Source organism: Sphingomonas glacialis (assembly GCF_006439055.1).
Classification (GTDB): domain Bacteria; phylum Pseudomonadota; class Alphaproteobacteria; order Sphingomonadales; family Sphingomonadaceae; genus Sphingomonas; species Sphingomonas glacialis_A.
In genome coordinates, this window is sequence record NZ_RCZC01000001.1 from 723,862 (window position 1) to 748,687 (window position 24,826).

A 24,826-nucleotide genomic window follows, 5' to 3' on the forward strand; every position below is an offset into this window, starting at 1 on the left:
TGTCTGGACTATGACCAAATCGCTCGCCGTCCCGGTCCGCTCTGTTTGAGAAATAGCTTAAAGCGCGAAGCGCACGCCGACAGTGATGTAGCGCCCGACAAGGTCATAGATTGCTCCATTCGAGGCGCGTGGGGTTGTCGCCGCGCCACTGGGGGCTACGGGCGGGTCCTGGTCGAACAGATTGTTCACCGTCCCGAAGATTTCCATGGTCCTCGTTTGCATCGGGAGCATGTAGCCGAACGTCAAATCCGTGTAAAACACACGCGGAATATTCGTCTCGCCGCCGTTGGCATACACGAGTGTATGATCCAGCTGCCCAGGACCGATGTAGCGCTCCTGCGCGAAGGCATGAATGTGTGCACCACGATAGTCCGCGCTTACCGAGCCGCTCCAGGCGGGGGCGCCGGCAGGTGTTGAGGTGGGGGTGACGTTGAGATCCCCGACCCTGTCGATGGTGGAGGTGCCAACCGTCAGCGCGAGCGTCCTGATGTGGGTCGCCAGTGCGCGGATGCTGAGCAAGCCGCTCAGTCCAATTCCTTCGAGGCGGCTCTTGTAATCGATCTCGTAATCCTCGCCGCGGGTTCGAAGCTGAGCGAGGTTCTGATTGGGCGTGATAACGGTGTTGATTGTGCCGTCGGCGTTACGAGTGACGAGCGAGCAATTGGCGAGACCGCAGGCGTCGACGACCTGTTGCAACGAGGGCTGGGCGATGACGTTCTTGATTGTGATGTCGTAATAGTCAACCGAAGCACTGAAGCCCCGCAGGAAGGAGGGGGTGAGAACGACGCCAAACGCCGTTGTCCTGGACGTTTCCGGTCGCAGGTCGACGTTGCCGATCTGCAGCTGCGTGACGGCGTACCGGGCATTATCGTGCTGCGGGTCGTTGACGCCCAGCCCAATGATCGGTGTGCCCGTGGTGAATCGTTCCTGGATGTTGGGGGCACGGATGTCGCGCGACAGGGTACTCCGAAAGCGAAGATCGCTGACCGGTTCCCAGCTCGCCCCCACCTTCCATGATACCGCGCCGCCGACCGAACTGTAATCTGCATACCGGATTGCGCCATCGACATCGAGCGAGCGAAAGACGGCGACGTCCTTCAGGAGCGGGATGCTGACCTCCATGAAGGTTTCCTTGACGTCGAATGCACCGGAGAGTGGCTGCGGGGGCGTCAAGACGTAATCGCCGAGGAGGTTCTTCTGGGAAGCCGGATAGCCTCGAATGCCATCTCCGGTTCTAAGCTTGGAACTAAGAGGATCAACGGTAAGCACGCCCGTTTCGCGGCGATACTCGAAGCCGGTGGCGACCGATACGGACCGGTCCAAGATCGAAATTAGGCCCCGAACCTCCAATGAAGCGACTGTCTGGCCGATACTATAATCGGAAACCGTAGTTCCCTTGATGTAGTTCTGGCTCCCCCCCCGGGTTGTAGCACCGTCACCGAACAGGTTGATGGGCACGCACCCCGCACCCGCGACTGTGTTGAGCAAAGTGGAACGGCACACAATCTTTCCGTCCGCAGGGTTCACCACAGCATCTATCGCGTTGTAGAAGTTGTCGACGATTTCGTCGTTGGTCGCCTTAATCTGGAGGTGGGTGTGTCCATATTGCGCGTACGATGAAAGTTTCCAGCTGCCACCTAGGGCAATATCGATGCCGCCCAATATCCGCTTCGTCTCGGTATTGTTGATGAAGTAGTTATAGCCGAGATCGCGATTGACACGGGCGAGCGTGAAGGATGCAACGCCGTTGTCTGCCATGGACGCGCGGACGGCGGGTGGAAGATAGGCGTTGTCGGCATAGATGGTCGCCGCTGCGCTGGTCACGTTTGCCGGTACGGATCCGAGATACCTGGCGTGCACGTTGCCATACGATCCTTCGGCAAAGAGATGGATGTCGTCAGACACATCGAAAGTGACGCGCGAGAACGTCGTCACCGTGCGAACCGCGGGCAGAAGATTGGTACGGCGTGCGGTACCGTCGCCGCCACTCATCGTGGAACTCGAGACATTCGTTCCTTGCCGATAAGCGGTAAGTGAACCGTCTGGCAGAAACTGCATGCGGGCGATCGGGCAGGCGGCCCCGGCTGGCTGGCAGGCAAGAACAAGTCCACCGTAGGTCGCGAGCGCATCCCGGACGTCTGGTGCAACGACCAGTTCCGCCGAGGTCGCGCTCGCGCCGATGACGCCGTAGCCAGCTTCAGCCCAGCCACGACCATGATAATCGAGGTCTATGCCTTTCTGATCGAAATAGTCCGCGGAGAGCAGCAGATGCAGTCGGTCCTCTGCGAAACTCTGCCCGGCAACGATGCTCGCCCTCATCGAACCGGCGTCGCTGTGGGACGACAATCCGCCTTGTATATTGCCCTTCACGCCCTTGTATTGGCTATCGAGCACGAAGTTGGCGACCCCTGCCACCGCGTCTGAGCCATAGGCGGCCGAGGCGCCTCCGGTGACCACGTCCACTCGCTTGACGAGTCCCTGCGGAATGAGGTTGGCATCGGTTGCCCCGATCAGTGTCGTCGGGACGATTCGCCGCCCGTCAAGCAGCACCAGCGTTCGGGAAGGTCCTAACCCCCGTAACGCTAACAGGTTGGCACCAGCGCCTGATGTCGTGGTTGCCGACCCTGCTGACGTGGGACGTTGAGATCCGCGGAACTGCGGGAGCTGATTGACGGCGTCGGGCAGGTTACCTGGGTTAGCCGAGGTCAACTGTTCGGATGAGGCGACGGTGACAGGCGTCGGAGCACTGGCCCCGCTGGTAATTGCGCGGCTACCTGTGACCACGATGTCGCTTCCGCCATCGCGCTGGGGTGGCGTGTTCGACGGCGCCTCGATCACGGTGGGCACCGCCAACGCCGCCTGCACATCGGTTTGCCGCCCCGCCAACGCTGGCGATGCCGTACCCGCGCAAGCACAGCTGCAGAGCAGCGCAGCCCGTATTTTGAAAGATGACTTCATCGAATCCACCCCTGCCGCTCCCGCCACGCAAACAGTTAAGCGTGATGGGGATTTGTAGATAGGCGTGAGTGCTCAATCCACTTTTTCTGCCAATGACGCGGTCAAAAGCCCCACTGTCTTGCGGTTGAAACCGTACGCTGGGGGGACGTCATGCGCGCGCGCGGACCTAACAGGATATCCGTTGGCGCCTTGCCCAGCTTGCTACTGCCCAGACCCAATCATCTGCCCCAATTTCTTTCCCCGGCGGCAACCCTTGTGGTATCGGTACCGGATTGGTTCCAGCAGGGCTTTCCGGATTGTGCGTGCCTCGAATAGTCCATCCAAACAAGACTTTGTTGCAGGTGAGATCCGCCCGGCCGCTTCCATCGGGATGCGGCAGATTCCGGCGAGCGAGGCGCGGCGCGCTCTCTGGATACTCACGGTCGTTTATACCCTGAGCTTCCTAGATCGTCAGATCATCAGCATCATGGCCGAACCGATCAAGCGGGAGTTGCATCTGGCGGACTGGCAGCTGGGCGTGCTGACGGGTCTGGCGTTTGCGATATTCTATACGACGGCAAGTTTGCCCGTCGCACGATATGCCGACCGGGCCAACCGACCTCGGCTGATCGCGGTCGCGCTGACGATTTGGAGCCTGTTCACGGCGGGTGCGGCATTCACCACCAGCTTTGCGCAGCTCGTGGCCATGCGCTTTGGCGTAGGGTTGGGGGAAGCAGGCTGCACCCCTCCCAGTCATGCCTTGATCGTCGACTACTTCCCCCGGGAGAAGCGCGCCGGAGCTATCGGCTTTTATAATATGGGGATCTCACTTGGTACCTTGCTGGGCCTCGCGGTCGGTGGCTTGGTACTTGACCGGGTCGGCTGGCGGACCGCGTTAGTCGTTGTCGGGCTGCCCGGCGTGCCGATTGCGGTGCTCGTAGCCTGGCTGCTTCGTGAGCCACGCACCCACAACGCCCGCTCGGCACCACGAACCGCTTCGTTGTGGACCATATTTAGCCATCTATGGGAAAAGCGGGCGTTTCGCTGGACCTTGCTCGGCAGTTCACTTGGCAGCCTAATGGCGTATTCGCTGGGCGCGTTCACCGCGGCATTCTTTCTTCGGGGACACGGTTCCGAGTTGGGTGTGCTGGCCGGTCGACTTGACGCCGCGACAGGTTTTTCGGTCGGAACCATCGGGTTTCTTGGCCTCTCGCTGGGCATCGCCACTGGGGTATCGGGGGCGGCCGGGACCCTAATCGGCGGACGGACGACCGACCGCTTCGCTCGCCGGGGCGTAAATGCGTATATGCTTGTGGCGGCGCTGTGCACGGTTCTTGCGATTCCGCTTTTCGTGCTCGTCCTGATAATACCGAGCGCTTGGATGGCACTGTGCGTATTTCTTTTTGCCAACTTCACGCTGTCGTTCGGTTATCCTGCTCCCTATGCCGGCGTGCAGGCTTTGGTAACTTCGGAGATGCGGGCGACGGCTTCTGCGCTTCTCGCGTTCGGCATCAATCTGGTCGGTCTAGGCCTCGGGCCGTTGAGCGTCGGAGCCTTGAGCGACGTCCTCTTTCACCGCGGGTTCGATACTACCGAGAGCTTGCGCCTCGCCCTATTTGGAGCGTGTGCGGTTGGCTTCCTCGGTGCGCTTGCCGCATTTCGCGCTAGCCGGTGTTATGCGCTCGACGCGGTCGCGGACTAAGAGAAGCGGTGCATCGTACGATCCATGACATTGCAAGCAGCCGAATGAGTACGCAATGTGTGCACTTGTCGCAGAGTTTGATAAGTTTGAATAATGGCCGCTGACATCAAGCTGGAATTCGAACGGTTCCGTCTCCTTCCGACGCAGAGGCAACTGCTCGAAGACGGTGTGGCCGTTCGGATCGGTAGCCGCGCATTCGACATACTGAACGTGCTAGCACTGGCCGGTGGGGAACTCGTCACCACACGGGATCTCTTCGACCAGGTTTGGCCGGAATCGACGGTCGACCAGAACACTCTTCGCGTACATGTCGCCGCACTCCGCGCAGTGCTGGGTCATAACAGCGCAGGTAAGTCGTTCGTAATAAACATCGCGGGACGTGGCTATCAGCTAGGGGCCGAAGTGAGACGGCTCGATGCACCGGACAGTCGCGTGATGGATGCCAGAAGCCCAATCCGGCCAATCCCGATCCGGGTGAGCCAGATTCTTGGTCGGGACGACACCATAAGCCTGCTGGCATCCGAACTTGGCACGCGCCAGTTCATTACGGTAGTCGGGTTTGGAGGAATTGGTAAGACGACAGTCGCACTGGCCGTCGCGGAGCGCTGCAAGGATCTCTACGACAATATCGCGTTCGTGGATCTTGGACTGCTTCCACCGAGCAGCCACGTTGGGCAAGCGGTCGCGCTCGCTGTCGGCCTTACGATGGACGTCGACGATACCGTCCCGGTGCTCACCGCGTTATTCGAGCACACCAAAACGCTCATCATCCTCGACAATTGTGAACACCTGATCAGCTCGGCAGCTCTATTCTCAGAGACCCTGTTCCGAAGCGCACCGAACATCGCTCTGCTTTGCACGAGCAGGGAGCCGCTTCGGGCTTCGGGGGAATGGGTTTACCGCCTGAAGCCTCTTCGGGTTCCTCCAGCAGGCAGAGAAAGCGAGACGGCTGAATCCGCGATGAGCCATTCAGCGGTCCAGTTTTTCGTTCACCGTGCGAAGTCGGCGAACATCGACTTCGCTCTTGGCGAGACTGACATCGAGGCGGTGTGCGAGATCTGCCGAAAGCTGGACGGTATCCCTCTCGCCATCGAGCTCGCAGCGAGCTGGTCGGACATGTATGGCGTGCGCGCCTTGGCGGCAAACCTGAACGAAATAATCCTGTCCCAAGGACTTGGACGGCGCGGTGCCGCGGATCGCCACACCAGTCTGCGCGCTACCATGAAGTGGAGCTATGGCCTTCTTGCCTTGCCCGAACAGCGTCTTCTGCGACGCCTCTCCGTTTTTGCCGGCGAGTTCTCGCTCGAGGCCGCAATGGTCGTGGGCGGTGACGCGGAGGAGAGCGAGGACCGCTTACGGTATGCACTCGCCGAGCTCGTCCAGAAGAATCTGGTGAACATGCGCAGTTCAAATGACCAGGCACTATACCATCTTCTTGAGGCCCCTCGGGCCTTCGCGCGCGAAACGCTGAGCGCCGCGGGTGAGCTGGATACGGTGCGCCGTCAGCATCTGCTATGGGTTTTGGACCAGCTGAACCAAGCCAAAGCGGCGTATCGCCCGGCTGCTCGAAGGCAATGGCTTCGCGACCACGTCACACTTCTGGACGAGACACGGGGTGCGGCTTTCTGGTCGCTGACCGAAGGGTGCGCACCGGACCTCGCAATCGAGCTAGGCTTCCGAGCCGTCGTCCTGTGGTTTCATTTCTCTCGAAATTTCGAAGCAAGGGAGTTCCTCGAGGCGGTGCAGGCCCGTTCAGCGACTGCGCCTGGTCGGAGCGACCTTGAGGATATGCGACTTCGGACGGCGCTGGGCGTGTCGCTGATGTTCACGCGGGCACCGAACGCGGAGGTTGTTTCCAATTGGCAAGTCGTGCTGCGTCTTGCCGATGCGAATGGCGATAGTCGCGTCCAGATGATGGCTCAATGCGGCCTGTGGCTGATGGCCTCCTTCAGAACCGACTTCGGCGCTGCCGGGCTCCACGCCCGAGCCTTCGCCGCTTTAGCACAAGCAGAAGGTAGCAGGGACGACATCGCCACAGCGGCCAGGTTGGAGGCAGGGATCCAGTTTTCTCTGGGCGAGCTGGATCGGGCCCGCGAAGCTTGCAATCAGGCTCTGACGGCCTCAGCTGAACCCGACGCCGGTAGCGGGGCGGTCTTTTTCCACTTTGACCTGCGCTCGCAGATCTTAGGGCGCCTGTCGAAGATCGATTGGCTGCAAGGGCGCTTCGATGATGCCCTTGCCAACGCTCAACTAGGGATCGATGCGGCACAACAGTCGGGGCATGACCTGTCGGTCGGATTTGCCATTCTTGATGGTCTGGCGCAACTGGCCATCTGGCTCGGCGATGCGCCGTTGACGCAAAAGGCGCTCGATCGTTTCATCACCATGCCTGAAGGTCGCGGGCTCCGCGCGAGCGAGGCCGTCGACGTGATGGGTGCAGCGGCGTTGGCTCAGCAGGGAGAAATCACCCAGGCGGCAGACATCGTCGCCCGGGTTTTCTCTCAGCCATCAGGTCTTGTGATCCTGGGACGGTTCCCGTCCCTTACAGGGCGCTTCGCAGACATTCTTGGCGAGGCAGGGCAATTCGATGAGGCTGTCAAACTTGTTGGCGCAGCGACACGGTGGGAGGATACCGAACGGGGCGACGTGATGTCTCCGGAGTTGATGCGAGCGCGCGGCCGCCTGCTCGTGGTGAGCGGCGACACTGCGGGTGCTGCCGCTTGTTATCGTGATGCGAGTCGGCTGGCGGAACGCCACGGGTCTGTCGCGTGGCAGCTGCGCATCGCGATAGACCATCTGACACTCGTTCGCGGGACCGCTGAAGAGACGCTGGCACGACGGGATCTTGAGAGTGTCGTGTCGCGTCTTGGCCCTGGGGATTCGTCTGACCTGAGGCGTGCCGCTCAGCTGCTTGCGGCGTAGATCGCGCGAAACCTGCGAGAAAGACGCTGCTCGCGCGGGCGATGAGGATTCCGGACCGACGATCCGGGTAGCGTCAGGAACGGATCCAAAGTCGGATGCCTTCCGCCGCGATCCCGAGGCACAGGACGCTCATCGTCCATATCGCGATCAGCCACAAAAGTCGTCGCCACAGCGACGCGCTGGCAGGTTTATCAATGGAAGCCATGGGTTCCAACCTTTCCTCGGAAGACCCAATACGCCCAGAACGTGTAGGCCAGGATGAGAGGCACGATGACGGCTGTGCCAACGAGCATGAACATTTGGCTGCTTGCAGGCGAAGCCGCCTCCCAAATCGTCACGTGCGGTGGGACGGCGTACGGGAACGTGCTGATGCACAGGCCTACGAAGCCGAGCATAAAAAGCCCGAGCGTTATCAGGAACGGCAGACGCTCCGCACCCCGCTTCAAGCTTACGAAAAATATGATCGCGGCAATCACGACGAGCAGCGGGACTTGGGCGGTGAGGAGCACGCCTGGCATCGCGAACCAGCGGCGCCAATACGCGTAATGGAGATAGGGGGTCGCGGCGCTCACTACCGCCATCGCAATCAGGGTCGCGCCCCCGAGCCAACCGGCAAGACGCCGCGCGTGATCCTGCTCAAGCCCGTCGGTCTTCCATAGGAGCCATGTCGCGCCCAGCAGGCAATAGCCAACGACGAGCGCGACGCCTGTCAGCAGACTGAAGGGACTGAGCCAGTCCAGCCAACGACCAGCATAGGCGTTATCGACGACGTTGATGCCCTGCAGCACAGCGCCAAGGATCATGCCTTGCGATAGAGCCGCAATCGTGGATCCAGTGCTGAATGCGATGTCCCACATCGCGCGGTGCCGTGGCTCGCGCCAACGGAACTCGAATGCAACGCCACGTAGGATTAGACCCAACAGCATTGCAATTATCAGCGGATATGTTGCGGGGAGGATGATCGAGTATGCGACCGGAAAGGCAGCGAGCAGGCCCCCTCCGCCCAGGACGAGCCAGGTCTCGTTTCCGTCCCAGACCGGCGCGAGCGAGTTCATTGCGCGATCGCGTTCCGGGCCGACGGCAAGAAGCGGAAATAGGATGCCCACGCCAAGATCGAAACCGTCCAGGCAGACATAGGCGCAGACCGCAAAGCCGAGAATGCCGGCCCATATGATCGTGAGGTCGAGTGTCATTGTAAAGCTCCCGGCAGTGAGTGGTCGGCATCCAGTGCCGGAGCGGGCGTCACGCCAGCGGCGTGTTGGGGAATGGAAGGTGGTCCCTGCTCGCCGGGCATCGGTCGCGCGGCCATCAGACGCAGAACGTAGAAGATGCCGGCCCCGAATACCGCGAAATAGACAATGACGAAGGCGACGAGCGAAGCCGCCACCGCCGGTGCTGCGAGCGGCGAGTGCGAATGCGCCGTGAGGAGGTAGCCGAAGACGGTGTACGGCTGTCTGCCGACCTCGGTCGTGACCCAGCCGGCGATGACCGCGACGAAACCCGCCGGACCCATCAGCATCGCGCCCCAGTGGATCAACCGCGCTTCATATAGCCGGCCTCGCCATCGTGCGAATAAGCTTGCTAGCCCAAGACCCAGCATTGCGAACCCTAAGCCGACCATTATGCGGAACGACCAGAACACAATCGGCACCGGTGCCCACTGGCTTCGCGGGAAGTCCTTCAGGCCCGGCAGCGAGGCGTTCGGGTCGTGTCGAAGGATCAGCGACCCGATGCGCGGGATCTCGAGCTTATAGCGGACCCGCGCTTCGGCGTTGCTCGGCAACCCGAACAACACGAGCGGCGCGCCGTGAGGGCTGGGATCGTAGTCCCCCTCCATCGCGAGCACCTTGGCGGGCTGATACTTGAGCGTGTTCAGTCCGTGGGCATCGCCTGCGAGGATCTGCAAGGGCGTCAGGAGCGCCATCATCCACATCGCCATAGAGAACATGCGACGCACGCCAGCGTCACCCGGCGTGCGCAGGAGATGGTACCCGCCGACCCCACCCACGACGAGCGCCGTGGTCAGATAGGCAGCGATCACAGTATGGACGAGGCGATACGGGAAGCTCGGGTTGAAGATGATCGTCAGCCACGATCCCGCCGGCACGAACTGGCCGTGCGCGTTGATCAGGAAGCCGACGGGGGTCTGCATCCAGCTGTTAACGCTGATGATCCAGGTCGTCGAGATAAGCGTCCCCAGCGCCACCATGCAAGTCGCGAGGAAATGCAGCTCCTTGCCGACCTTGCCCTCGCCGAACAGCATAACACCCAAAAAGCCGGCCTCGAGGAAGAAGGCTGTAAGGACTTCGTAGGCCATCAGCGGCCCGACAATAGGGCCGGCCTTGGCGGAGAAGACCGACCAGTTGGTGCCGATCTGGTAGGACAGCACAATGCCCGAGACGACGCCCATGCCAAAGGCGACCGCGAAAATCTTCAGCCAGTAGCGGTACAGGATTTTGTATGTTGCATCGCCGGTCCGAAGCCACTGAGCCTCCAGGACCATGAGGAAGCTCGCCAATCCGATCGAGAAGGACGGAAAGATGAAGTGAAACGAGACGGTGAAGGCGAACTGTGCTCGCGCCAGCGTCACGGCGTCTATGTGTTCGAGCATCCCCATGTCGCCTCCGGGAAAGCCGGCGGCGGACGGCCGGAGTGGCGCGCCGCCATGTTCCACACCTGTGGGTTCGGCTTTCAAGCACATGGGTAGCGGGAACGGTGCGGCAGGTTCCATCGTCCGCATGGGTCGCAGAACCACACTACAGTATGATCGATCTGCCGAGGCTGGTCAGTTAGGTTTGCGTGCAAATCGGGGTATCCGCGCGATGCTAAGCCGATCGAACGGGCTTGCGATCGGCGTCGCCGCAGCCCGGATCTCGGAGCCTGCCCATGAACACGATTTTCCTACCTGCAACGATCCTCGCGCTGACGCTGGTCTCCGTATTGATCGTAAGGTCCCGGCCGCTCGTCCTCAAACTGTCGTGCGAGTTGCTTCTTCTGATCGTGATCTTGGCGTGCCTCGTCGCCCGCGGCACCTCTCCACTGCCTTCTGGGACGGAACTCGCGCGGCATGCGGATGCCGCATGGCTAAGAGCCTTGGCAGTCGTCTGGTGGCTGATCGGCGCCCGGGTCGTGGCCGCGGTTGTGGCAATCGTGCTCGGCCACGACGCCCGATCCCGACCTGCGCGCCTGTTCTCGGACCTTCTTGCAGGAGCGATCTACCTCGCGACCGTGTTGATCATCCTGAATTCGGTACTCGATCTTCCGGTCAACGGCCTGCTAGCGACATCGGGTGTCATTGCCATCGTTCTTGGCTTGGCTCTGCAGAACACGCTGGCGGACGTTTTCTCCGGGATTGCAGTCGGCGTCGACCGGCCCTTCCGTGTGGGTGACCGGGTAACGATCAAAGATCACGCTGAGGGTATGATCGTCGAGGCCACCTGGCGTTCGGTCCGTATACAGACCGAGCAGGACGACATCGCTACGATACCTAACAGCGTCGTCGCTCGCGGACAGATCATCAATCACAGTTTCCCGACCGAGCGACGGGCCGCATCGATCGAGGTGCCGACACGGTCTTCCGCGCGCTCCGAATTGCTGCTCGAGCTTGTTCGGCAGGCCACCCTCCTTTCACCGAGCGTCCTCGAGCAGCCCGCGCCATCTGTCTCCCTGAAAAGGGTCGGTCTCAGCACAACGACGCTTGGCGTGCACTACTACGCGGCGACCACATCAGAGATGGGGAAGGCCAAGGGCCAATTGCTCCGCCAAGTGCGGCGTCTGTTTCGCCACGCGGGCATTGAGAATGGCAGCCCACCACCCCTAAGCGAGGTTCTGAGGCAAACAACACTGTTTGACTCACTTCCGTCAGAACAGATCGAGGCCTTATCACGCTGTTTGGCTAACCGTGCCTTGGCTCCCGGCGACGTTCTATTCGACCAAGGATCCGCTGGGGCTTCTCTCTACATCGTCAGATCTGGTGTTCTAAACGTCGAGCGCCGCCACGAAGCTGGTGCGATCGAAAGGCTGGGACGGGTCGGACCAGGCGAATATTTGGGCGCCATCAGCATGATGACGGGTGAACCCCATCCTGTGACAGTCACTGCCGAGACCTTCGGAAGCGTGCTTGAGATCCCTCGGGGTTCGCTTGAGACACTGCTAAAAAAGAACGAGGTGCTCAGCGCTGCGCTGGAGCAGGCAATAAGGCAGGGCATGATCATACTCGATGGGGCTGACGCCGCTCGGACGTGCGACCCAATCGACAGAAGTGGCACAGTGCTAGCCCGTATACGCGACTATTTGCTGTCATCATCGGGCAGGCATGGTGTTCCTAATGCTAGGTGAGGCAGCGGCAGCGGCGGCAAGTCCTCGAGTCCGGCACGGAGCTCGGCCGAGCGGATGCCGCGATACGCCTCGGTCAGCACGGCCCGGTACAGCCCCTCCTTGCCGCCGAAAATGTAGTAGATTTTCCGCTTCGACGTCGCGGTCGCCGCGGCGATCTCGTCCATCCGCGCGGCGGCGAACCCCTTGTCGGAGAAATGCGCGGTCGCGACCGCAATGACACGCGCCTGATCCGCCGACCTTTTCGAAACCATTGCCAGAGAGGTCCCGCACCATGAGCCGCCCCAGCCCCCAGTCGAACAAGATCCAGATCGTCATCGTCGGCGGCGGCGCGGCCGGGCTCGAGCTCGCGACGCGGCTGGGCAAGCGCTACGGGCGCAAACGCCACGACATCATCTTGGTCGACCGCAACCGCACCCATATCTGGAAGCCGTTGCTGCACGAAGTCGCGACCGGCTCGCTCGACGCCAATATGGACGAAGTCGGCTATCGCAGCCACTGCCACCGCTGGGGCTATCGCTACTTCTATGGGGTGCTGGCCGGGATCGATCGCGCCGGGCGCCAAGTGCATCTCGCGCCGGTGCAGGACGATACCGGGCGCGAAGTGATCGCCGCGCACAGCATCCGCTACGACTATCTCGTGCTCGCCTACGGCTCGGTCACCAACGATTTCGAAACGCCCGGCGTCGCCGAGAACTGCACTTTCCTCGACAGCCGCGCGCAGGCCGACCGTTTCCGCGATCGTCTGCTCGACCAGTGCCTGCGCGTATCGCGCACGATGACCGCCGACCCGGTGAGCGACGCGCATGTCCGCGTCGCGATCGTCGGCGGCGGCGCGACCGGGGTCGAGCTGTCGGCCGAATTGTTCAACGCCGCCGCGGCGCTCGGCTATTATGGCCTCGAAGTGTTCGACCGCAGCCGGCTCGAGGTTACGCTGATCGAAGCCGGGCCGCGAATCTTGCCCGCTTTGCCCGAACGGCTCGCGGAGGCGGCGCGGCGCGAGCTTGAAGTGCTCGGCGTGCGCGTCCTCACCAACACGCCCGTTACGGCCTCCGACGCCGAAGGCATGACCACCGGCAGCGGCGCTCGGATCGACGCCGATCTGCAGGTGTGGGCCGCTGGGGTGAAAGCGGCGCCGGTCGCGGGCGGCCTCAATGGCTTGGAAATGTCGCGCAGCGGTCAGATCGTCGTCGATCCGACGCTCCAAAGCCCGACCGACGCGCGAATCTTCGCGATCGGCGATTGCGCCTTATGCGTGTTGCCCGGCCGCGATCGCCCGGTCCCGCCGCGCGCGCAGGCGGCGCACCAAATGGCGACCGCCGTGTTCGGCAACCTCAACCGGCTGATGGACGGCCAACCGCTACGCCCCTTCGTGTACAAGGATCACGGTTCGCTGGTGTCGCTCAGCCGCTTCTCGACGGTCGGCACGCTGATGGGCAATCTTGTGGGCGGGAAGCTAGCAATCGAGGGACGGCTCGCGCGGATCGTCTATCTCTCGCTGTACCGCATGCACCTGATCACCATTCACGGCTGGCTCAAAGGCGTGGCGCTGATCGTGGTCGGGCATGTCAACAAGATCGTGCGGCCGAAGCTGAAGCTGCACTAGTCTTGCGTCGTCGGCGCGAACTCCTGGGCAGATGCGATGGCCTGCATTCTCGTATTCGAAGACGATTCTGAAACGACGGGCGAGATCGTCGCCGAACTGGCCAGCCCCGGCCCCGACGTCGCGCATGCGAGCGATGGCGTTGATGGGCTCGATCGCGCGACGCGTCAGCATTTCGACGCCATCACGCTCGACCGCATGCTGCCCGGGCTCGACGGTCTGGCGCTGATCGAACGGGTACGCACGCGCTGGATTGAAGTGCCGGTGTTGATGATCAGCGCGTTCAGCGAAGTCGATCGATGAATGCGCCGCATCCGAACGGGTTTTGCACAAGGTGCGCGACGATTGCGGCCACGGCCCCTATCCTCCGGCGATGATAGCGCGTCAGCGCGCTAGCAAGCGCCGTCCGGTCACCGGAGGCGATGATCGCCGCCAGTCCTGAAAGCTCCTCGCTCATCGCGGGCAGCGTTGCGACCTCGGCGCGGCGGGCCGTCGCCAGTCGGTCGTTGAGCGATCGGACGGTTATCGCGAGTTCGGCACTCCCCGCGGCATGCGCGACGCTGAGAAACAGCGCTGCGGTCGAGGCGACGATGTCCGACATGGCGCCACGATCCTCGACCCCCCCTGTCGCGGGATCGGGTGCGACCCGTTTCGCCGCGAGCCCGAGGACAAGCCCGTTCCAATGATAAAGGTCGCGCAGCGCCGCTTCCGACGGGACGGCCACGCGAAAGCCGTTGTGGTTCGGCGCCTCGACCAGGCGCTCGGCCGTCAGCCGGTGCAGCGCGTCGCGCACCGGCGTGATGCTGGCCGCGATCTCCTTGCCGATCACGGCGGGCTCGATCGGGGAGCCGGGTGGTAGCTCGCCCGCGACCAGCATGCGCTTGATCTCGCCATAGACGCGTTCGAAGGTTGCACCGGGGCTCATCGACCTGTCCTCCGCTGGGTGGCGACATGCGCGTCGATCAGCGCTTGCTGGTCCGGTCGCAGCGCGTCGATCGCGCCAAGTGGCTCGGCCTGGCGGTCGTCGAGCAGAATCGACGGGCACTGCCCCTCGTAATTGCCGAGATTGGGACGATGCTGACGGTAGCCGAGCAGCGCCGCGAGCGAGCGCGGGAAGTGTCGCGCCGTCTCGGGCGGATAGGCGAGCCACTGGTTCTCATAGGGCTTGAGCCAGCCCAGGCAGTAGCTGACGATCGCGCCCCGCCGGATGGTGTCAGTGCGGTTGCCACCGGCGCCGTGCAGCGTCGAACCGAGAAAGACCAGCGCGTCGCCGGGGTCGAGCGCGATCGGGACCGCGTCGGTTGCCGGATTCGGCTGCAACGCCTTCGCTCCATGGCTGTCAGGCCAAATCAAGGTCGTCCCATTCTCTTCGCGGTAAGGCGTGAACGGCCACATCACGTTGACGAGGTATTCGGTCTCACCGACCGTGCCGCGCCACATGTCCTGGTCGCGGTGCGGAACCTGCGGGAGGGCCTCCGGGTGGAGCGCGATGGCTTGCGTCAGATTGAGCTGGATGCAGTCGCACCACGGGCCCAGCACCTCGGTGGCGATATCGAGGATCTGGGGATGCATGACCAGATCGGCGGCGCGCGGCGAGCGCGCGAGAAGCCGGCCGAAGCGCTTGGTGCGCGCGCCGTAGAAGCCGCCCTGGCAGAACGGCGTCTGCGCGAAGGTCGGCGCGAGGTCGCCATCAAGGGTGGCGATGGTTTTGGGAGTGAGCGCGCCGGGCAGCACGCAATAGCCGTGATCGAGGAGCTGCCGCATAGGGTCGTGGCCGCTCCGGACTTGCGACGGGCGCTGGAGCTGGGTGGCCATCACGCTGCCTCCGCCTGCACGAAGGGGACTTGCGCATGGATGCCATTGGCAGCGAGCAGTGCTGGCGTCTCGGCACTGATATCGATCCGCAGCGCACCGAGGTGCATCGTGCCGAGGGTTCGCACGCGTCCGAGCGGCGCGGCGTGCCACCCAAAGGCGAGGATCTGATCGAGCCATGCCTGCTCGGCCACACCGACATAGGTCCTGATCCCGTGCTCCAGGGCATAACAGGCGAGCCCCTGCACCAGCGCATCGCGCCATTGGCGCCGCTCTGCCGCGCGGAGATCGCGGTCGAGGCAGAAGCGTGTAATCTCCCAGGTGTCGGGCCCGGTGGGCGGGGCTCCGTCGCACAGGTCTGCGAACAGGTCGGCCAGCAGGTGCGGCCGCTGCGTCGGCAGCAGCCGTGCCGATGCGAGGTGGCTCTGGTCGGTGTCGGCTAGGATCAAGTAGCGCGCATGCGCGTCGTCGAACTGGTCGATCTCATAGCGGTCGGCCAGGACCGGCAGGTCCCAGCCCAGCAGATCGACGAACACGCGCTTCCTCGCTTCGAACATCGCGCGCATCACTGCGTCGCCGGCTGCGGTGGCATCGCCCTGGGTGAACAACATGATCGGCTCCCTCGACTGTGGAGGCCCGATCCTGTGCCGGGGCACCGGCGGGAGCTATTCCCCAGAAATGGGGAGTTTCAACGCCGAAGCGCATCGGTGAAGGTGAGCGCCCCGTCAAACAGCGCGTGGATCGCGAGCTGGGTCCGGTTACCCACCCCGTAGCGGCCGCGCGCTTCCTTCATGTACTGGATCGCCGTGTCATGACTGATGCCGAGGATCTTCGAGATCTCCCAGTCCGACTTGCCGCGCGCCGCCCAGTAGATGCACTCGCGCTGGCGATCGCTGAGGCGCGGCCGGTCCTGGTCGATCCGGCGCACGCCCACGAGACGCCGTGCACCTTCGAAGGCGGTCGCGCCGATGAACTGCGCGAGCGGCATCCATTCGCGCCGCGGCGTCTTCCCCCGGGCGCTGGCGAACGAGCACGAACCGGCGGACTCGCCCGGGATGTGCGCCGGGACCGTGAAACCGTCGGTGAGACCGGCCTTCCGGGACTTTGCAAGAATTTCCTCGTCGCGCCGGGTGAGCACGATCAGCTGCGGCAGCATCGACCAGTGGAACCCGGCATTGGTGAGGTGGCTGGCCCGATGTACCGGGTCGGAGGGGCCGAGCCGCTCCGCGTCGAAGAACGCCTCCCAGTCTCCGGGATAGTTGTGGATGCGCAGCGCCGGCTGCGGCGCCCGGGGCACGTCGACATGGTGCGACAGCGCGAAATGCTGGAAGCCCATCTCGCGCGTGATATCGTGAAGAAGATCGTCGAGTTCATGCATGGTCGTCGCGGCCTTGACCGCTTCGTCGAACTGTTGCGCCGTGGCGATGATCATGTGCGGTGCCATATCGATACAGGGCGCGCCCCAAGCCGCCGCGCCGATGCCTCAGCCAAGCCGGCTCCGCGTGCGCCGCTTTTCCGTCGGCGTCGCAGCCCGATCGATAAGCGCCTGATATTAGACGTCTCGTGCCCCCAGGGCAAATTTCCGTGGTTAATAGGGGCGGCAAGCTGCTCGAAAGGATCGGCATTCTCCCGGCGCACTCGTGATGGGACCAGCGCCTGACCCCCGCCCTGACTGGCGGGACGGCGCGCATTACCGCGCGCTGGCCGGGATCGATCGCGCCGGCCTCGCCTGGGAATGGCTGCGCCGCGACGCGGGCTATGCGGCGATGAGCGCGCGGCTCCGCCGCGATGGCGCACCGCTGACACCCCCTCTGACGCTGGAGGCGGACGCCCGGGCTTACGGGCTCTGCTTTCGCCGAGAGTGCCGATCGTCCCGCGCCCGCGGCGCGCCTGCTGTGGCATGCGGACCTCGATCCTTTCGTGCTCGAGGTCCGCGTCACCCCTGCGGCCGGCTCCGATCCAGAGGCGATCGATCTGGCGCGCCTTCTACGCTGGGCGACGATCGTCCGCGGCGGCGGCCGCGAGCACGTCGCCTTGTCGGACGGCTGGCACCACATCCGCCTCGACGTGGTCGACGGATCGCTTGTCGAGGAAGGTCCCGCCCGGCTTGAGTATCTCCTTTCGGGAATGACCCGGGTCGACGCCCATATACTGACCTTGCGCCGGATGCTCGAGCTGTGGCGAACCGGGCGCTTCTCGCGAAGGCTCCACCCGCCCGAGCCCGGCCTTGCCCGACGCCTGGAGGCGCTTCGCGTGGGGGACGCGGTCGCAGCGGGCGCTTCGTATCGCGAGATGGCGGGCGCCTTATATGGCGAGGACCTCGTCCGCTCGGAGTGGCGGGGGCGATCGGATTTCCTCCTGTCCCGCGTTCGCAGGCGTGCGGAGGAGGCCGCGCGGATGGCGGCCGGCGGCTGGCGGGCGCTCCTGGTCGATGGAGCAGGTCCGCACGGCGATAGAGCGTCTGGCCGGGGCCATGCGTGACGGCACGCGCGCGGTTTCCGATGCGCAGTGCGCCCGCGGCATTCGGTATCGTGGCGGGAAAGCCAATGGGCCCGAGACGCGTTACGACCCTCCGTCGGACCAGGCATGCCAGCATTAGGCGCTGAGGGATTTGCATGAGAAGCGGGGCGGCGCCCCCGTGCAGACGATCATGCCGTCTTCGCCGCACCATGGCGCGGGTCAGCGATTGCGAGCGGGGGTCTTGCTGTGCGCCTCGCACTGTCGTGCGACCGCGCTCTACTTCGACCATTGCTGAAGCGCCGGTCTCCGCCGAGCCCCTCGCGGGTCTCGGCCATTCGGTGACGATCGCTGGCGTGTCCGCGGGCGCCGCGCGGGCGCGCGGCGGCGTTGCTGGTGCCTCTCCCGTTGCGGCGGGTGCGGGCGGCGCTCCCGGCTAGGCCCGTCGCGGCCGGCGGCAACCCCTTCGCTCGCGCTTCGGGGTGCTGCTCTTCGTTTCGCCCTCTGGTCCACCCCATCGCGCACGCGCGACGGGGACCCCGGGAGGTGCCGCCGGCCGCTGGAGCCGGGCCTCTTGGTCGCTCTTTGCCGCCCACCCCCGCCTTCGCGGGGAGGCTTTGTGCTTTTTGGGGTGGCGTGGAGGAAAGCCATGCGTGAAGCCGCCAGCCGCCGTTCCCGCCGCAAGGGTGCGGGCGACGATCGTCAATCCGAGAGCCGGGTGAACCTCTATGACGAGGTGACCGCGCGCATCGTTTCCGAGCTTGAGGCCGGGCGCTTGCCCTGGGTCCAGCCTTGGAGCGCGAGCGGCGGGACCGGACCCGGCTTGCCGCGCAATGCGCTTACCGCGCGCACCTATTCGGGCGTCAATGTCCTGATCCTGTGGGGCGCGGTCATTGAGCATGGCTGGCCGTCGCAATCGTGGCTGACCTTCCGGCAGGCCCAAGAAGCGGGCGGCTGTGTCCGCAAGGGCGAGCGTGGGCAGTGCGTCGTCTATGCCGACCGATTCACGCCTGAGGCGGAAAAAGAGCGCGCCACGCGCGAGGGTGGCGACCCCAAGGCTGTGCCGTTCCTCAAGCGCTTCACCGTCTTCAATGTCGCGCAGTGCGACGGGCTGCGCGCTGGCCTCGCGTCCGATCCGGCGCCCTTGCCCGAGCGCGAGATCGTGCCCGTCGCCGAGGCGGTGATCGCCGCATCGGGCGTGGATTTCCGGATCGGCGGGAACCGCGCCTTCTATGTGCCGTCGCATGATTTCGTGGCTGTGCCGCCGCAGCCCGCCTTCTTCGAGCAGGTCAATTACTACCGGACCTGCCTGCACGAACTCACCCACGCCACCGGCCATGTGAAGCGTTTGGGTCGTGACCTAACCAACGGCTTCGGCAGCAAGGGTTATGCCCGCGAGGAACTGATCGCCGAGATGGGTTCGGCCTTTCTCTGCGCCGCGCTCGGCATCATGCCGACCGTGCGCCATGCCGACTATATCGGCTCTTGGCTCGAGGTGCTGCGCGAGGACAATCGCGCGATCTTCCGTGCCGCCAGCGCGGCGACCAAGGCCGCCGACTGGCTGCTGGCACGACACCGCGAGGCGCAGGCCGCACGGGCTGACGGAAGGATCGCGGCATGATCCTGCTGCCCCCCATCCTGCGCTTCGCGCTGCGTGCCAACGACATGTCCCGTCGCGCCTGCGACGAGAATGGCAGGCAATTCGATCCGGCCCCCGTCATCAAGCTGTTCTTGTCCGTAGGCGCGGCGACGTGGCTGGCGACCGAACTCGACGAGGATGGCGACACGCTGTTCGGCCTCGCCGACCTCGGTTTCGGCTGCCCGGAACTCGGCTATTTCAGCCTGTCCGAGATTGCCGCCGTGCGCCTGCCCTTCGGACTGTGCATCGAGCGCGACATGTCGTTCGACACCACCATTTCGCTCTCGGTCTGGGCCGAAACCGCGCGCCGCGCCGGTTCGATCATCTGGGCTGAAACGCTGCTGCGCCGCGCCGCCCAAGGCGGATCAACGCCCGGCGCGGACCCTGATCTTCCGCATCGTTCGGGTGAACCGGACGGCGGATGAGGGTTCCCATCAAAGTACTACTTTGATGGGTCCCTGACGCGCGGGCGGCGCGCTTCGCCGCCAGACCCGAGAACCGAACCCGCCCCACTTCTCAAGATGAAACGGGACCGGCGCTCACAAGGAGCACTGCCATGACACTCGTTTTTATCGACCAATGCAAGCTGTCCGTCAGCAAGACCAATATGCGCTACGGCAAAAAGGCACCGGACGTGTCCGACCTGCTGCCGACCGTGCGCAAGCGCGGCATCATCCAGACGTTGCTGGTCCGCCCCAATTGTCAGGACGGCCATTATGAGATCGTCGCGGGTTCGCGGCGCTTCCATGCGGCGCGGATCGTCGCCGAGGAAACCGGCGAGGCCGAGCCGCTGCCGTGCCGCATCCTCTCCGAAACCGACGACGCCGCCGCCATCGAGGCGTCGATGATCGAGAACCTCGCCCGGCTCGACGCCGACGAGGTGACCCAATGGGAAACCTTCACCCGGCTGGTCAAGGAAGGCCGCGACGTCGCCGGCATCGCCGCCACGTTCGGGCTTCCCGACCTGACCATCGCGCGGGTGCTGGCGCTCGGCAATCTGCTGCCGCGCGTTCGTTCGCTCTACGCGGCGGAGAAGATCGACCGCGCCACCGTCCGCCACCTGACCCTTGCCAGCAAGAGCCAGCAGCGCGCGTGGCTGGCACTGTTCGACGACTCTGACAGCTACGTGCCGACCGGCCACCAGTTGAAGGCGTGGCTGTTCGGCGGGCAGTCGATCCCGGCCCGCTTCGCGCTGTTCGATCTGGACGGATACAAGGGCGCTGTCATATCCGACCTGTTCGGCGACGACCGCTATTTCGCCGATGCCGATTCCTTCTGGACCGCGCAGAACGAAGCCATCGAAGCCCGCCGCGCGGCATATCTGTCGGAAGGTTGGAGCGATGTCGTAATCGTGCCGCCGTCCGAGTATTTCCATTCGTGGGAATATGAGAAGGCCCCGAAGCGCAAGGGCGGGCGCGTCTATGTCGATGTCCGTTCGACCGGCGAGGTCACCTTCCACGAGGGCTATCTCTCCGCCAAGGAAGCCCGGCGCGCCGCGCGCGGCGACGGCCCGGAACCCGCGAAGCTCGCGCGGCCCGAGGTCACATCGACGATGCAGACCTATCTCGACCTGCACCGCCACGCCGGCGTCCGCGCCGCCTTGCTAGGGCATCCCGGCATCGCACTCCGCTTGATGGTCGCCCACGCCATCGGCGGATCGCATCTGTGGCGGGTGTCGCCCGAACCGCAGATGACACGCAACGACGAGGTGCGCGAGAGCTTGGAGACCTGTCGCGGCGAGACGGTCTTCGACGAGCGCCGCCGCGCGGTGCTCGGCGTTCTCGGCTTCTCGCCCGAGGAGCCGACCGTCACCGGCGGAAACGGTGACGACTATGGCGTGGCTGGCATCTTCCTGCGCCTGATCGACCTTCCCGATGCCATCGTCATGGAGATCATCACGGTCGTCATGGGCGAGACGCTGGCGAGCGGCAGCGCCGCGGTCGCGGCGGTGGGAACGCAGATCGGCGTCGACATGGCCGACTGGTGGCAGGCAGACGCGGCGTTCTTCGAGTTGATCCGCGACAGGGAAGTGCTGACCCGGATCGTCGCCGAAGTGGCGGGCGAGAAGGTCGCCACGGCCAATACGGGAGAGAAGACCAGGACCTTGAAGCGTATCGTTCGCGACCATCTTGATGGTGCGGACGGGCGAACCAAGGTCGAGCGCTGGGTGCCGAAATGGCTGGGCTTCCCGGCCTCCGCTTACACCGCGCGCGGCGGTGTCGGCACCGTTGCGGCCCATGCCAGAGTCGAGGCGGCGCGGCCCCCCGAGCCGGACCCCGATGCCGAGCAGGAACCCTTCGCGCAAGCGGCGTGACGGCAAGCGGGCGGGCTTCGGCCCGCCCGCCATCCGGACCCTCGAAAACCGGCCGCGCGCCTTCGCCGTTCCGGCGTCGGCGCGAGGTTTTGATTCAGGGAGCCGAAGCGGCCTGGCCAAGGCCGGTCGGCAGGAACCACTCGCGCCACACGTCCTCATAGACATTCGGCAGATGAGCCAGGCAGCGCCAGAGTTCGAAGACGTCCTGCTGCTTCATGTGCTCGAAGAACTCTTCATTTCTGAAACTCTCCGGCACAGAGTCCTCGCGCAGCTTCAGGCACCCCGGCTGTCCGGTTTCCAGAAACTGCCGAAGCCGCGCCCCATAATAGGGAATCATCTGGCACATCTCGGTGTCGTCCCAGAAATCGTACGGCACGATCCGCTCGGCGAAATAGCGTGCGAGCGGCCGCCAATCCCCGTTATCGCGGTGCTGAAGCTCGGAATATTGGTATCGGAACCGCTGGAACGCGGCGAGCAACTTGGCGCGCTTCCCATACCAGCGCAGGCCATGAAGCCCTGCTTCGGACCCAATCTCCGTCCAGACCGGAACATGGATGACCCGCGATCCGGCGGTTCGATAATCGCCGTGCCGGGGGATCAGGATCTTATCGACATAGTCGTTGAGGCACACAAAAACGCAGCGCTGCCGGGCAAGATCGGCGACCACCAGCAACACCGGCACGCCGATCCCCATGCGCTCGACGGTGACAAGCTCGCTCATCTCGAGTTGAATCCGATAGGTCTCGATCGTTCCGACCTTGTCCTTCCGATTGAGTTGCTCGGGGCCTTTTTCGACATTTGATCGCCCATAGATGTCGAGCGAATGGACTTCCGGCTCCGCCGAACTTTTCAGTTGGACGAACACATGTTCGCCAAGCGTCTCAAAGGTGGCGGGTCTACCTCCGGCACCACCGGCGTTCGCCGCCTTGAAGGTCTCGATCGTGAAATCGAGCCCGTAGTCGGGGCGATATTCTCGCAGCAACCAATGACGTGGCAGCTTCGTGCGCAGAAGACTGATCCCGTCCTGATCGATCAGATGCTGGTCCGACCTTTGCTTTCCGACCGACACAGCAACGCCACCTCTTCATTGCGGTTTGACTTCGCACGATCCTCGGTCGGCACGGTGGGCGCTGTCAATCAGACGGCGTCCGAGCACCTCGCGATCAGCGGACCGCATTCCCATATGGGGGGCATGACCGACGCCAGCCGCAAATACGCCATCCATTCCGCCCCCGACGGGAAATTCTACCTGCTCTACGGGCGCAAAGCCGTTCAGGGCCAGGAAGCCGTCGCGGCGACCACCTATCCAAGCCGCGAAAATCCGCGAGCGTTCGACAGCGCCGAGGACGCGATCGCTTTCGCCAAGGAAACCCTCGACGCGACCGACGAAGACTTCGCCGAGCATCCTGGCGACGCCTGAGGCCACTCTATTTTTGCGATCGACCGAGCCGGTGGATCGCCGAAGATAAATAGACTGGCCCCAACATCAACTCGGCGGCCAGAGGTAATTTCATGCTTAACACAAACCCCCAACCCAACCCGGTCCGTGAGGCCCAGATCAACAATCGGCTCGGCCAGATTCACCGCCGTCTCGCCGAAATCGCCGCCATCGAGGCCAAGGCTGCTCTCGTTGGCGGCTACGGCTCGAAAGGCGAGTTCGACCCCGAACGACAGCGCCTGATCGAGGAGACCGACCGCTTGCTCGACGAGCTTGCGGCGATCGGCGGCACTCTGCCCTTCGAACCGAAGCCCTGACCACACGAACCCTGCCAGCCCGAATTCGGGCTGGTAGCGGCCACCGTTTTCTCAGCCGGTACGGTCGCACCAGGACGGTTTGGCTCGGCCGCGCGGCCACCAAGCGGCAATGCCCCTCCGGACCAGCTCCGATCCGACATCCCGACCGTCGAGCGTGACGGTGGCGACGGTGCGGTTATAGCTCCGACCCACCCGGTGGAACGTCACATTGCGCCCCGCGAGTAGTGCCGTGGCCTGATCCTGCGCGCGCAATCCCAACGCTACCTCGCCGGTGCACTTGGCTTGATCGCGGTGTGTCTCCGGGGCGTCGATCCCTGCGATCCTGATCCGCTCGCCGCTCTCCAACCGGAACGTGTCGCCGTCCGTCACCCACGCCACGCGGCCCGAACCGTCATAGTCGGCGGCTTCGACCGGCGGCGACATTCCCGTCGCGACAGCAATGATGATGATGATAGACAAGACACGAAGCATGGCGTTGATTATCGTCGTGCAGGGCACTGATTGTCGAGCGTCGCCCACGCTGTCCATACCTCCAACAGTCCGGTTGCCGCCCGAAACGGACCTCTCTCGCGGCGGGTCTGGCGGGGTCCGCCGGTCCCGCAACGGCGTCGCCGACCTTCTTCCCCGGCTCGGTTCCCTCGCCTTCCTCGCGAGGCAAGAAGCTCGGCTTTGGCCGTCCTCCGCTGTGCTTCGGCCCTTCGGGTGCGCGACCGGCCTCCGCCCGCCTAATCGACCGCCTGTCGAGGCCGCATCGGGCGGCATCGCATCATCTGAAGGAGGTTATCATGGCACAGATTGGCAGCTTCACCCGCGGCGAAAACGGCGTCTACACCGGCGAAATCCGAACCCTGACGCTCCGCGTCAAGGCAACGATCCGCCCCTGTGAACGCGACAACGAGAAGTCGCCCGACCACCGCGTCAGCGCCAGCGGTGTCGAGTTCGGCGCGGCATGGACCAAGGCGGCGCGCGAGACCGGCGCGGAATATCTGAGCCTCAAGCTCGACGATCCGTCGTTCCCGGCTCCGATCTACGCAACGCTCAGCCAGGGCGACGACGGCGAGCACAAGCTCATCTGGTCGCGCTGAACCGGATGCCCCGCGCGCCACCGCGCGCGGGGCACGAGCGGTGAGCCGGATTTGCCATAGCTCGCGAGGGACCTTGCAGGCGGGGGCGTCTGCTTGTGTCAGCTTACCGTCGCACGGGACCGACAATCCCCTGCCACCCGGCATAACCCAGACCGCTCTTACCGGCGAAGGCCAGCCCCGCGCGCTCTGGCGCGCGGGGCATTTACGCCACGGCGCATCAGGTGTGTCGAAAACGCAGGTCGCGATTTCGACACTCCGCAGCCGG

23 protein-coding genes and 1 pseudogene are annotated in these 24,826 nt (G+C 64.1%); 13 read left to right on the forward strand and 11 right to left on the reverse strand.

What is annotated here, in order from left to right:
* Positions 1-57: 57 nt before the first annotated feature.
* On the reverse strand, positions 58-2,838 hold the full coding sequence (locus EAH76_RS03230) for a TonB-dependent receptor plug domain-containing protein (RefSeq protein ID WP_161988961.1): 2,781 nt from the start codon (positions 2,836-2,838) through the stop codon (positions 58-60).
* 373 nt (positions 2,839-3,211) lie between these two features.
* Here EAH76_RS03230 and EAH76_RS03235 point away from each other — a divergent pair, with 373 nt between their 5' ends.
* Complete coding sequence (locus tag EAH76_RS03235; protein ID WP_140848018.1) at positions 3,212-4,639, forward strand: spinster family MFS transporter; 1,428 nt, start codon at positions 3,212-3,214, stop codon at positions 4,637-4,639.
* A 93-nt stretch (positions 4,640-4,732) separates the two neighbouring features.
* Positions 4,733-7,561, forward strand: a complete 2,829-nt coding sequence (locus EAH76_RS03240) for an ATP-binding protein (protein ID WP_140848020.1) — start codon at positions 4,733-4,735, stop codon at positions 7,559-7,561.
* A gap of 73 nt (positions 7,562-7,634) precedes the next feature.
* On the opposite strand, the gene EAH76_RS03245 is transcribed toward EAH76_RS03240, so the two are convergent.
* The 3 genes from EAH76_RS03245 to EAH76_RS03255 are packed head-to-tail and all read right to left on the reverse strand — an operon-like array spanning position 7,635 to position 10,172.
* Entirely contained in the window at positions 7,635-7,766 is a 132-nt protein-coding gene (locus EAH76_RS03245; protein ID WP_140848023.1) for a DUF2474 family protein, read from the reverse strand.
* Positions 7,753-8,754 (reverse strand): cytochrome d ubiquinol oxidase subunit II, encoded by a 1,002-nt coding sequence (gene cydB, locus EAH76_RS03250; RefSeq protein ID WP_140848026.1) that lies wholly within the window; start codon positions 8,752-8,754, stop codon positions 7,753-7,755. The genes EAH76_RS03245 and cydB overlap by 14 nt, the downstream gene beginning before the upstream one ends.
* Complete coding sequence (locus EAH76_RS03255; RefSeq protein ID WP_140848387.1) at positions 8,751-10,172, reverse strand: cytochrome ubiquinol oxidase subunit I; 1,422 nt, start codon at positions 10,170-10,172, stop codon at positions 8,751-8,753. The genes cydB and EAH76_RS03255 overlap by 4 nt, the downstream gene beginning before the upstream one ends.
* A 275-nt stretch (positions 10,173-10,447) precedes the next feature.
* On the opposite strand from EAH76_RS03255, the gene EAH76_RS03260 reads away from it, so the two are divergent.
* Positions 10,448-11,899, forward strand: coding sequence for a mechanosensitive ion channel family protein (locus EAH76_RS03260; RefSeq protein ID WP_140848028.1), 1,452 nt, complete (start codon positions 10,448-10,450; stop codon positions 11,897-11,899).
* Here EAH76_RS03260 and EAH76_RS03265 read toward each other — a convergent pair.
* Entirely contained in the window at positions 11,851-12,150 is a 300-nt protein-coding gene (locus tag EAH76_RS03265; protein ID WP_140848031.1) for a TetR/AcrR family transcriptional regulator, read from the reverse strand. The two genes, EAH76_RS03260 and EAH76_RS03265, sit on opposite strands and share 49 nt — an antisense overlap.
* 20 nt (positions 12,151-12,170) lie before the next feature.
* On the opposite strand from EAH76_RS03265, the gene EAH76_RS03270 reads away from it, so the two are divergent.
* Positions 12,171-13,502, forward strand: a complete 1,332-nt coding sequence (locus EAH76_RS03270; protein WP_140848034.1) for an NAD(P)/FAD-dependent oxidoreductase — start codon at positions 12,171-12,173, stop codon at positions 13,500-13,502.
* 36 nt (positions 13,503-13,538) lie between these two features.
* On the forward strand, positions 13,539-13,802 hold the full coding sequence (locus EAH76_RS03275) for a response regulator (protein WP_140848037.1): 264 nt from the start codon (positions 13,539-13,541) through the stop codon (positions 13,800-13,802).
* Here EAH76_RS03275 and EAH76_RS03280 read toward each other — a convergent pair.
* From EAH76_RS03280 to EAH76_RS03295, 4 genes are all read right to left on the reverse strand, one after another.
* Positions 13,783-14,424 (reverse strand): GntR family transcriptional regulator, encoded by a 642-nt coding sequence (locus EAH76_RS03280; RefSeq protein WP_140848040.1) that lies wholly within the window; start codon positions 14,422-14,424, stop codon positions 13,783-13,785. The two genes, EAH76_RS03275 and EAH76_RS03280, sit on opposite strands and share 20 nt — an antisense overlap.
* Positions 14,421-15,314 carry a phytanoyl-CoA dioxygenase family protein gene (locus EAH76_RS03285; protein ID WP_241659530.1) on the reverse strand — a complete coding sequence of 298 codons (894 nt, stop codon included), beginning with the start codon at positions 15,312-15,314 and terminating at the stop codon, positions 14,421-14,423. The genes EAH76_RS03280 and EAH76_RS03285 overlap by 4 nt, the downstream gene beginning before the upstream one ends.
* Positions 15,314-15,922 (reverse strand): acyl-homoserine-lactone synthase, encoded by a 609-nt coding sequence (locus tag EAH76_RS03290; RefSeq protein WP_140848043.1) that lies wholly within the window; start codon positions 15,920-15,922, stop codon positions 15,314-15,316. Before EAH76_RS03290 ends, EAH76_RS03285 begins: the two co-directional genes overlap by 1 nt.
* Before the next feature lie 77 nt (positions 15,923-15,999).
* Positions 16,000-16,743: a LuxR family transcriptional regulator gene (locus tag EAH76_RS03295; RefSeq protein ID WP_241659531.1), complete on the reverse strand. Its 744-nt coding sequence runs from the start codon at positions 16,741-16,743 to the stop codon at positions 16,000-16,002.
* Between the two features lie 211 nt (positions 16,744-16,954).
* Here EAH76_RS03295 and EAH76_RS24825 point away from each other — a divergent pair.
* The 5 genes and pseudogenes from EAH76_RS24825 to EAH76_RS03315 all read left to right on the forward strand — a co-directional run.
* Positions 16,955-17,155, forward strand: a pseudogene (locus EAH76_RS24825) (transcriptional regulator domain-containing protein); the annotation flags it as partial.
* Between the two features lie 76 nt (positions 17,156-17,231).
* A complete protein-coding gene (locus EAH76_RS03300; RefSeq protein ID WP_140848048.1) occupies positions 17,232-17,792 on the forward strand; it encodes a DNA -binding domain-containing protein in 561 nt (186 codons plus the stop codon).
* Between the two features lie 625 nt (positions 17,793-18,417).
* The gene (locus EAH76_RS03305; RefSeq protein WP_140848050.1) at positions 18,418-19,389 is read left to right on the forward strand and encodes an ArdC family protein; all 972 of its coding nucleotides are present in this window, start codon (positions 18,418-18,420) and stop codon (positions 19,387-19,389) included.
* Positions 19,386-19,832: a DUF2958 domain-containing protein gene (locus EAH76_RS03310; protein ID WP_140848052.1), complete on the forward strand. Its 447-nt coding sequence runs from the start codon at positions 19,386-19,388 to the stop codon at positions 19,830-19,832. The genes EAH76_RS03305 and EAH76_RS03310 overlap by 4 nt, the downstream gene beginning before the upstream one ends.
* A gap of 131 nt (positions 19,833-19,963) precedes the next feature.
* On the forward strand, positions 19,964-21,721 hold the full coding sequence (locus EAH76_RS03315; protein WP_140848054.1) for a ParB/RepB/Spo0J family partition protein: 1,758 nt from the start codon (positions 19,964-19,966) through the stop codon (positions 21,719-21,721).
* A 94-nt stretch (positions 21,722-21,815) separates the two neighbouring features.
* Here EAH76_RS03315 and EAH76_RS03320 read toward each other — a convergent pair whose 3' ends face one another.
* Complete coding sequence (locus EAH76_RS03320; RefSeq protein ID WP_241659547.1) at positions 21,816-22,703, reverse strand: DUF4365 domain-containing protein; 888 nt, start codon at positions 22,701-22,703, stop codon at positions 21,816-21,818.
* Between EAH76_RS03320 and EAH76_RS24410 the strand changes: the two genes are divergently transcribed.
* Both EAH76_RS24410 and EAH76_RS03330 read left to right on the forward strand, forming a co-directional pair.
* Entirely contained in the window at positions 22,587-23,141 is a 555-nt protein-coding gene (locus EAH76_RS24410) for a hypothetical protein (protein ID WP_241659551.1), read from the forward strand. The two genes, EAH76_RS03320 and EAH76_RS24410, sit on opposite strands and share 117 nt — an antisense overlap.
* Before the next feature lie 92 nt (positions 23,142-23,233).
* Positions 23,234-23,476 (forward strand): hypothetical protein, encoded by a 243-nt coding sequence (locus EAH76_RS03330; protein WP_140848060.1) that lies wholly within the window; start codon positions 23,234-23,236, stop codon positions 23,474-23,476.
* Between the two features lie 51 nt (positions 23,477-23,527).
* Here EAH76_RS03330 and EAH76_RS03335 read toward each other — a convergent pair whose 3' ends face one another.
* Positions 23,528-23,947, reverse strand: a complete 420-nt coding sequence (locus tag EAH76_RS03335) for a thermonuclease family protein (RefSeq protein ID WP_241659532.1) — start codon at positions 23,945-23,947, stop codon at positions 23,528-23,530.
* Positions 23,948-24,261: 314 nt separating this feature from the next.
* On the opposite strand from EAH76_RS03335, the gene EAH76_RS03345 reads away from it, so the two are divergent.
* Positions 24,262-24,561, forward strand: a complete 300-nt coding sequence (locus tag EAH76_RS03345) for a DUF736 domain-containing protein (protein WP_140848065.1) — start codon at positions 24,262-24,264, stop codon at positions 24,559-24,561.
* The last annotated feature ends 265 nt before the right edge of the window (positions 24,562-24,826 follow it).

Bases quoted from the DNA above. Each gene is read 5' to 3' on its own strand.
- EAH76_RS03240 (WP_140848020.1), top strand. From the start codon at position 4,733: ATGGCCGCTGACATCAAGCTGGAATTCGAACGGTTCCGTCTCCTTCCG.
- EAH76_RS03245 (WP_140848023.1), bottom strand. From the start codon at position 7,766: ATGGCTTCCATTGATAAACCTGCCAGCGCGTCGCTGTGGCGACGACTT.
- cydB (WP_140848026.1), bottom strand. From the start codon at position 8,754: ATGACACTCGACCTCACGATCATATGGGCCGGCATTCTCGGCTTTGCG.
- EAH76_RS03255 (WP_140848387.1), bottom strand. From the start codon at position 10,172: ATGCTCGAACACATAGACGCCGTGACGCTGGCGCGAGCACAGTTCGCC.
- EAH76_RS03260 (WP_140848028.1), top strand. From the start codon at position 10,448: ATGAACACGATTTTCCTACCTGCAACGATCCTCGCGCTGACGCTGGTC.
- EAH76_RS03265 (WP_140848031.1), bottom strand. From the start codon at position 12,150: ATGGTTTCGAAAAGGTCGGCGGATCAGGCGCGTGTCATTGCGGTCGCG.
- EAH76_RS03270 (WP_140848034.1), top strand. From the start codon at position 12,171: ATGAGCCGCCCCAGCCCCCAGTCGAACAAGATCCAGATCGTCATCGTC.
- EAH76_RS03275 (WP_140848037.1), top strand. From the start codon at position 13,539: ATGGCCTGCATTCTCGTATTCGAAGACGATTCTGAAACGACGGGCGAG.
- EAH76_RS03280 (WP_140848040.1), bottom strand. From the start codon at position 14,424: ATGAGCCCCGGTGCAACCTTCGAACGCGTCTATGGCGAGATCAAGCGC.
- EAH76_RS03285 (WP_241659530.1), bottom strand. From the start codon at position 15,314: ATGGCCACCCAGCTCCAGCGCCCGTCGCAAGTCCGGAGCGGCCACGAC.
- EAH76_RS03290 (WP_140848043.1), bottom strand. From the start codon at position 15,922: ATGTTGTTCACCCAGGGCGATGCCACCGCAGCCGGCGACGCAGTGATG.
- EAH76_RS03295 (WP_241659531.1), bottom strand. From the start codon at position 16,743: ATGATCATCGCCACGGCGCAACAGTTCGACGAAGCGGTCAAGGCCGCG.
- EAH76_RS03305 (WP_140848050.1), top strand. From the start codon at position 18,418: ATGCGTGAAGCCGCCAGCCGCCGTTCCCGCCGCAAGGGTGCGGGCGAC.
- EAH76_RS03310 (WP_140848052.1), top strand. From the start codon at position 19,386: ATGATCCTGCTGCCCCCCATCCTGCGCTTCGCGCTGCGTGCCAACGAC.
- EAH76_RS03315 (WP_140848054.1), top strand. From the start codon at position 19,964: ATGACACTCGTTTTTATCGACCAATGCAAGCTGTCCGTCAGCAAGACC.
- EAH76_RS24410 (WP_241659551.1), top strand. From the start codon at position 22,587: ATGTTCGCCAAGCGTCTCAAAGGTGGCGGGTCTACCTCCGGCACCACC.
- EAH76_RS03330 (WP_140848060.1), top strand. From the start codon at position 23,234: ATGCTTAACACAAACCCCCAACCCAACCCGGTCCGTGAGGCCCAGATC.
- EAH76_RS03335 (WP_241659532.1), bottom strand. From the start codon at position 23,947: ATGCTTCGTGTCTTGTCTATCATCATCATCATTGCTGTCGCGACGGGA.
- EAH76_RS03345 (WP_140848065.1), top strand. From the start codon at position 24,262: ATGGCACAGATTGGCAGCTTCACCCGCGGCGAAAACGGCGTCTACACC.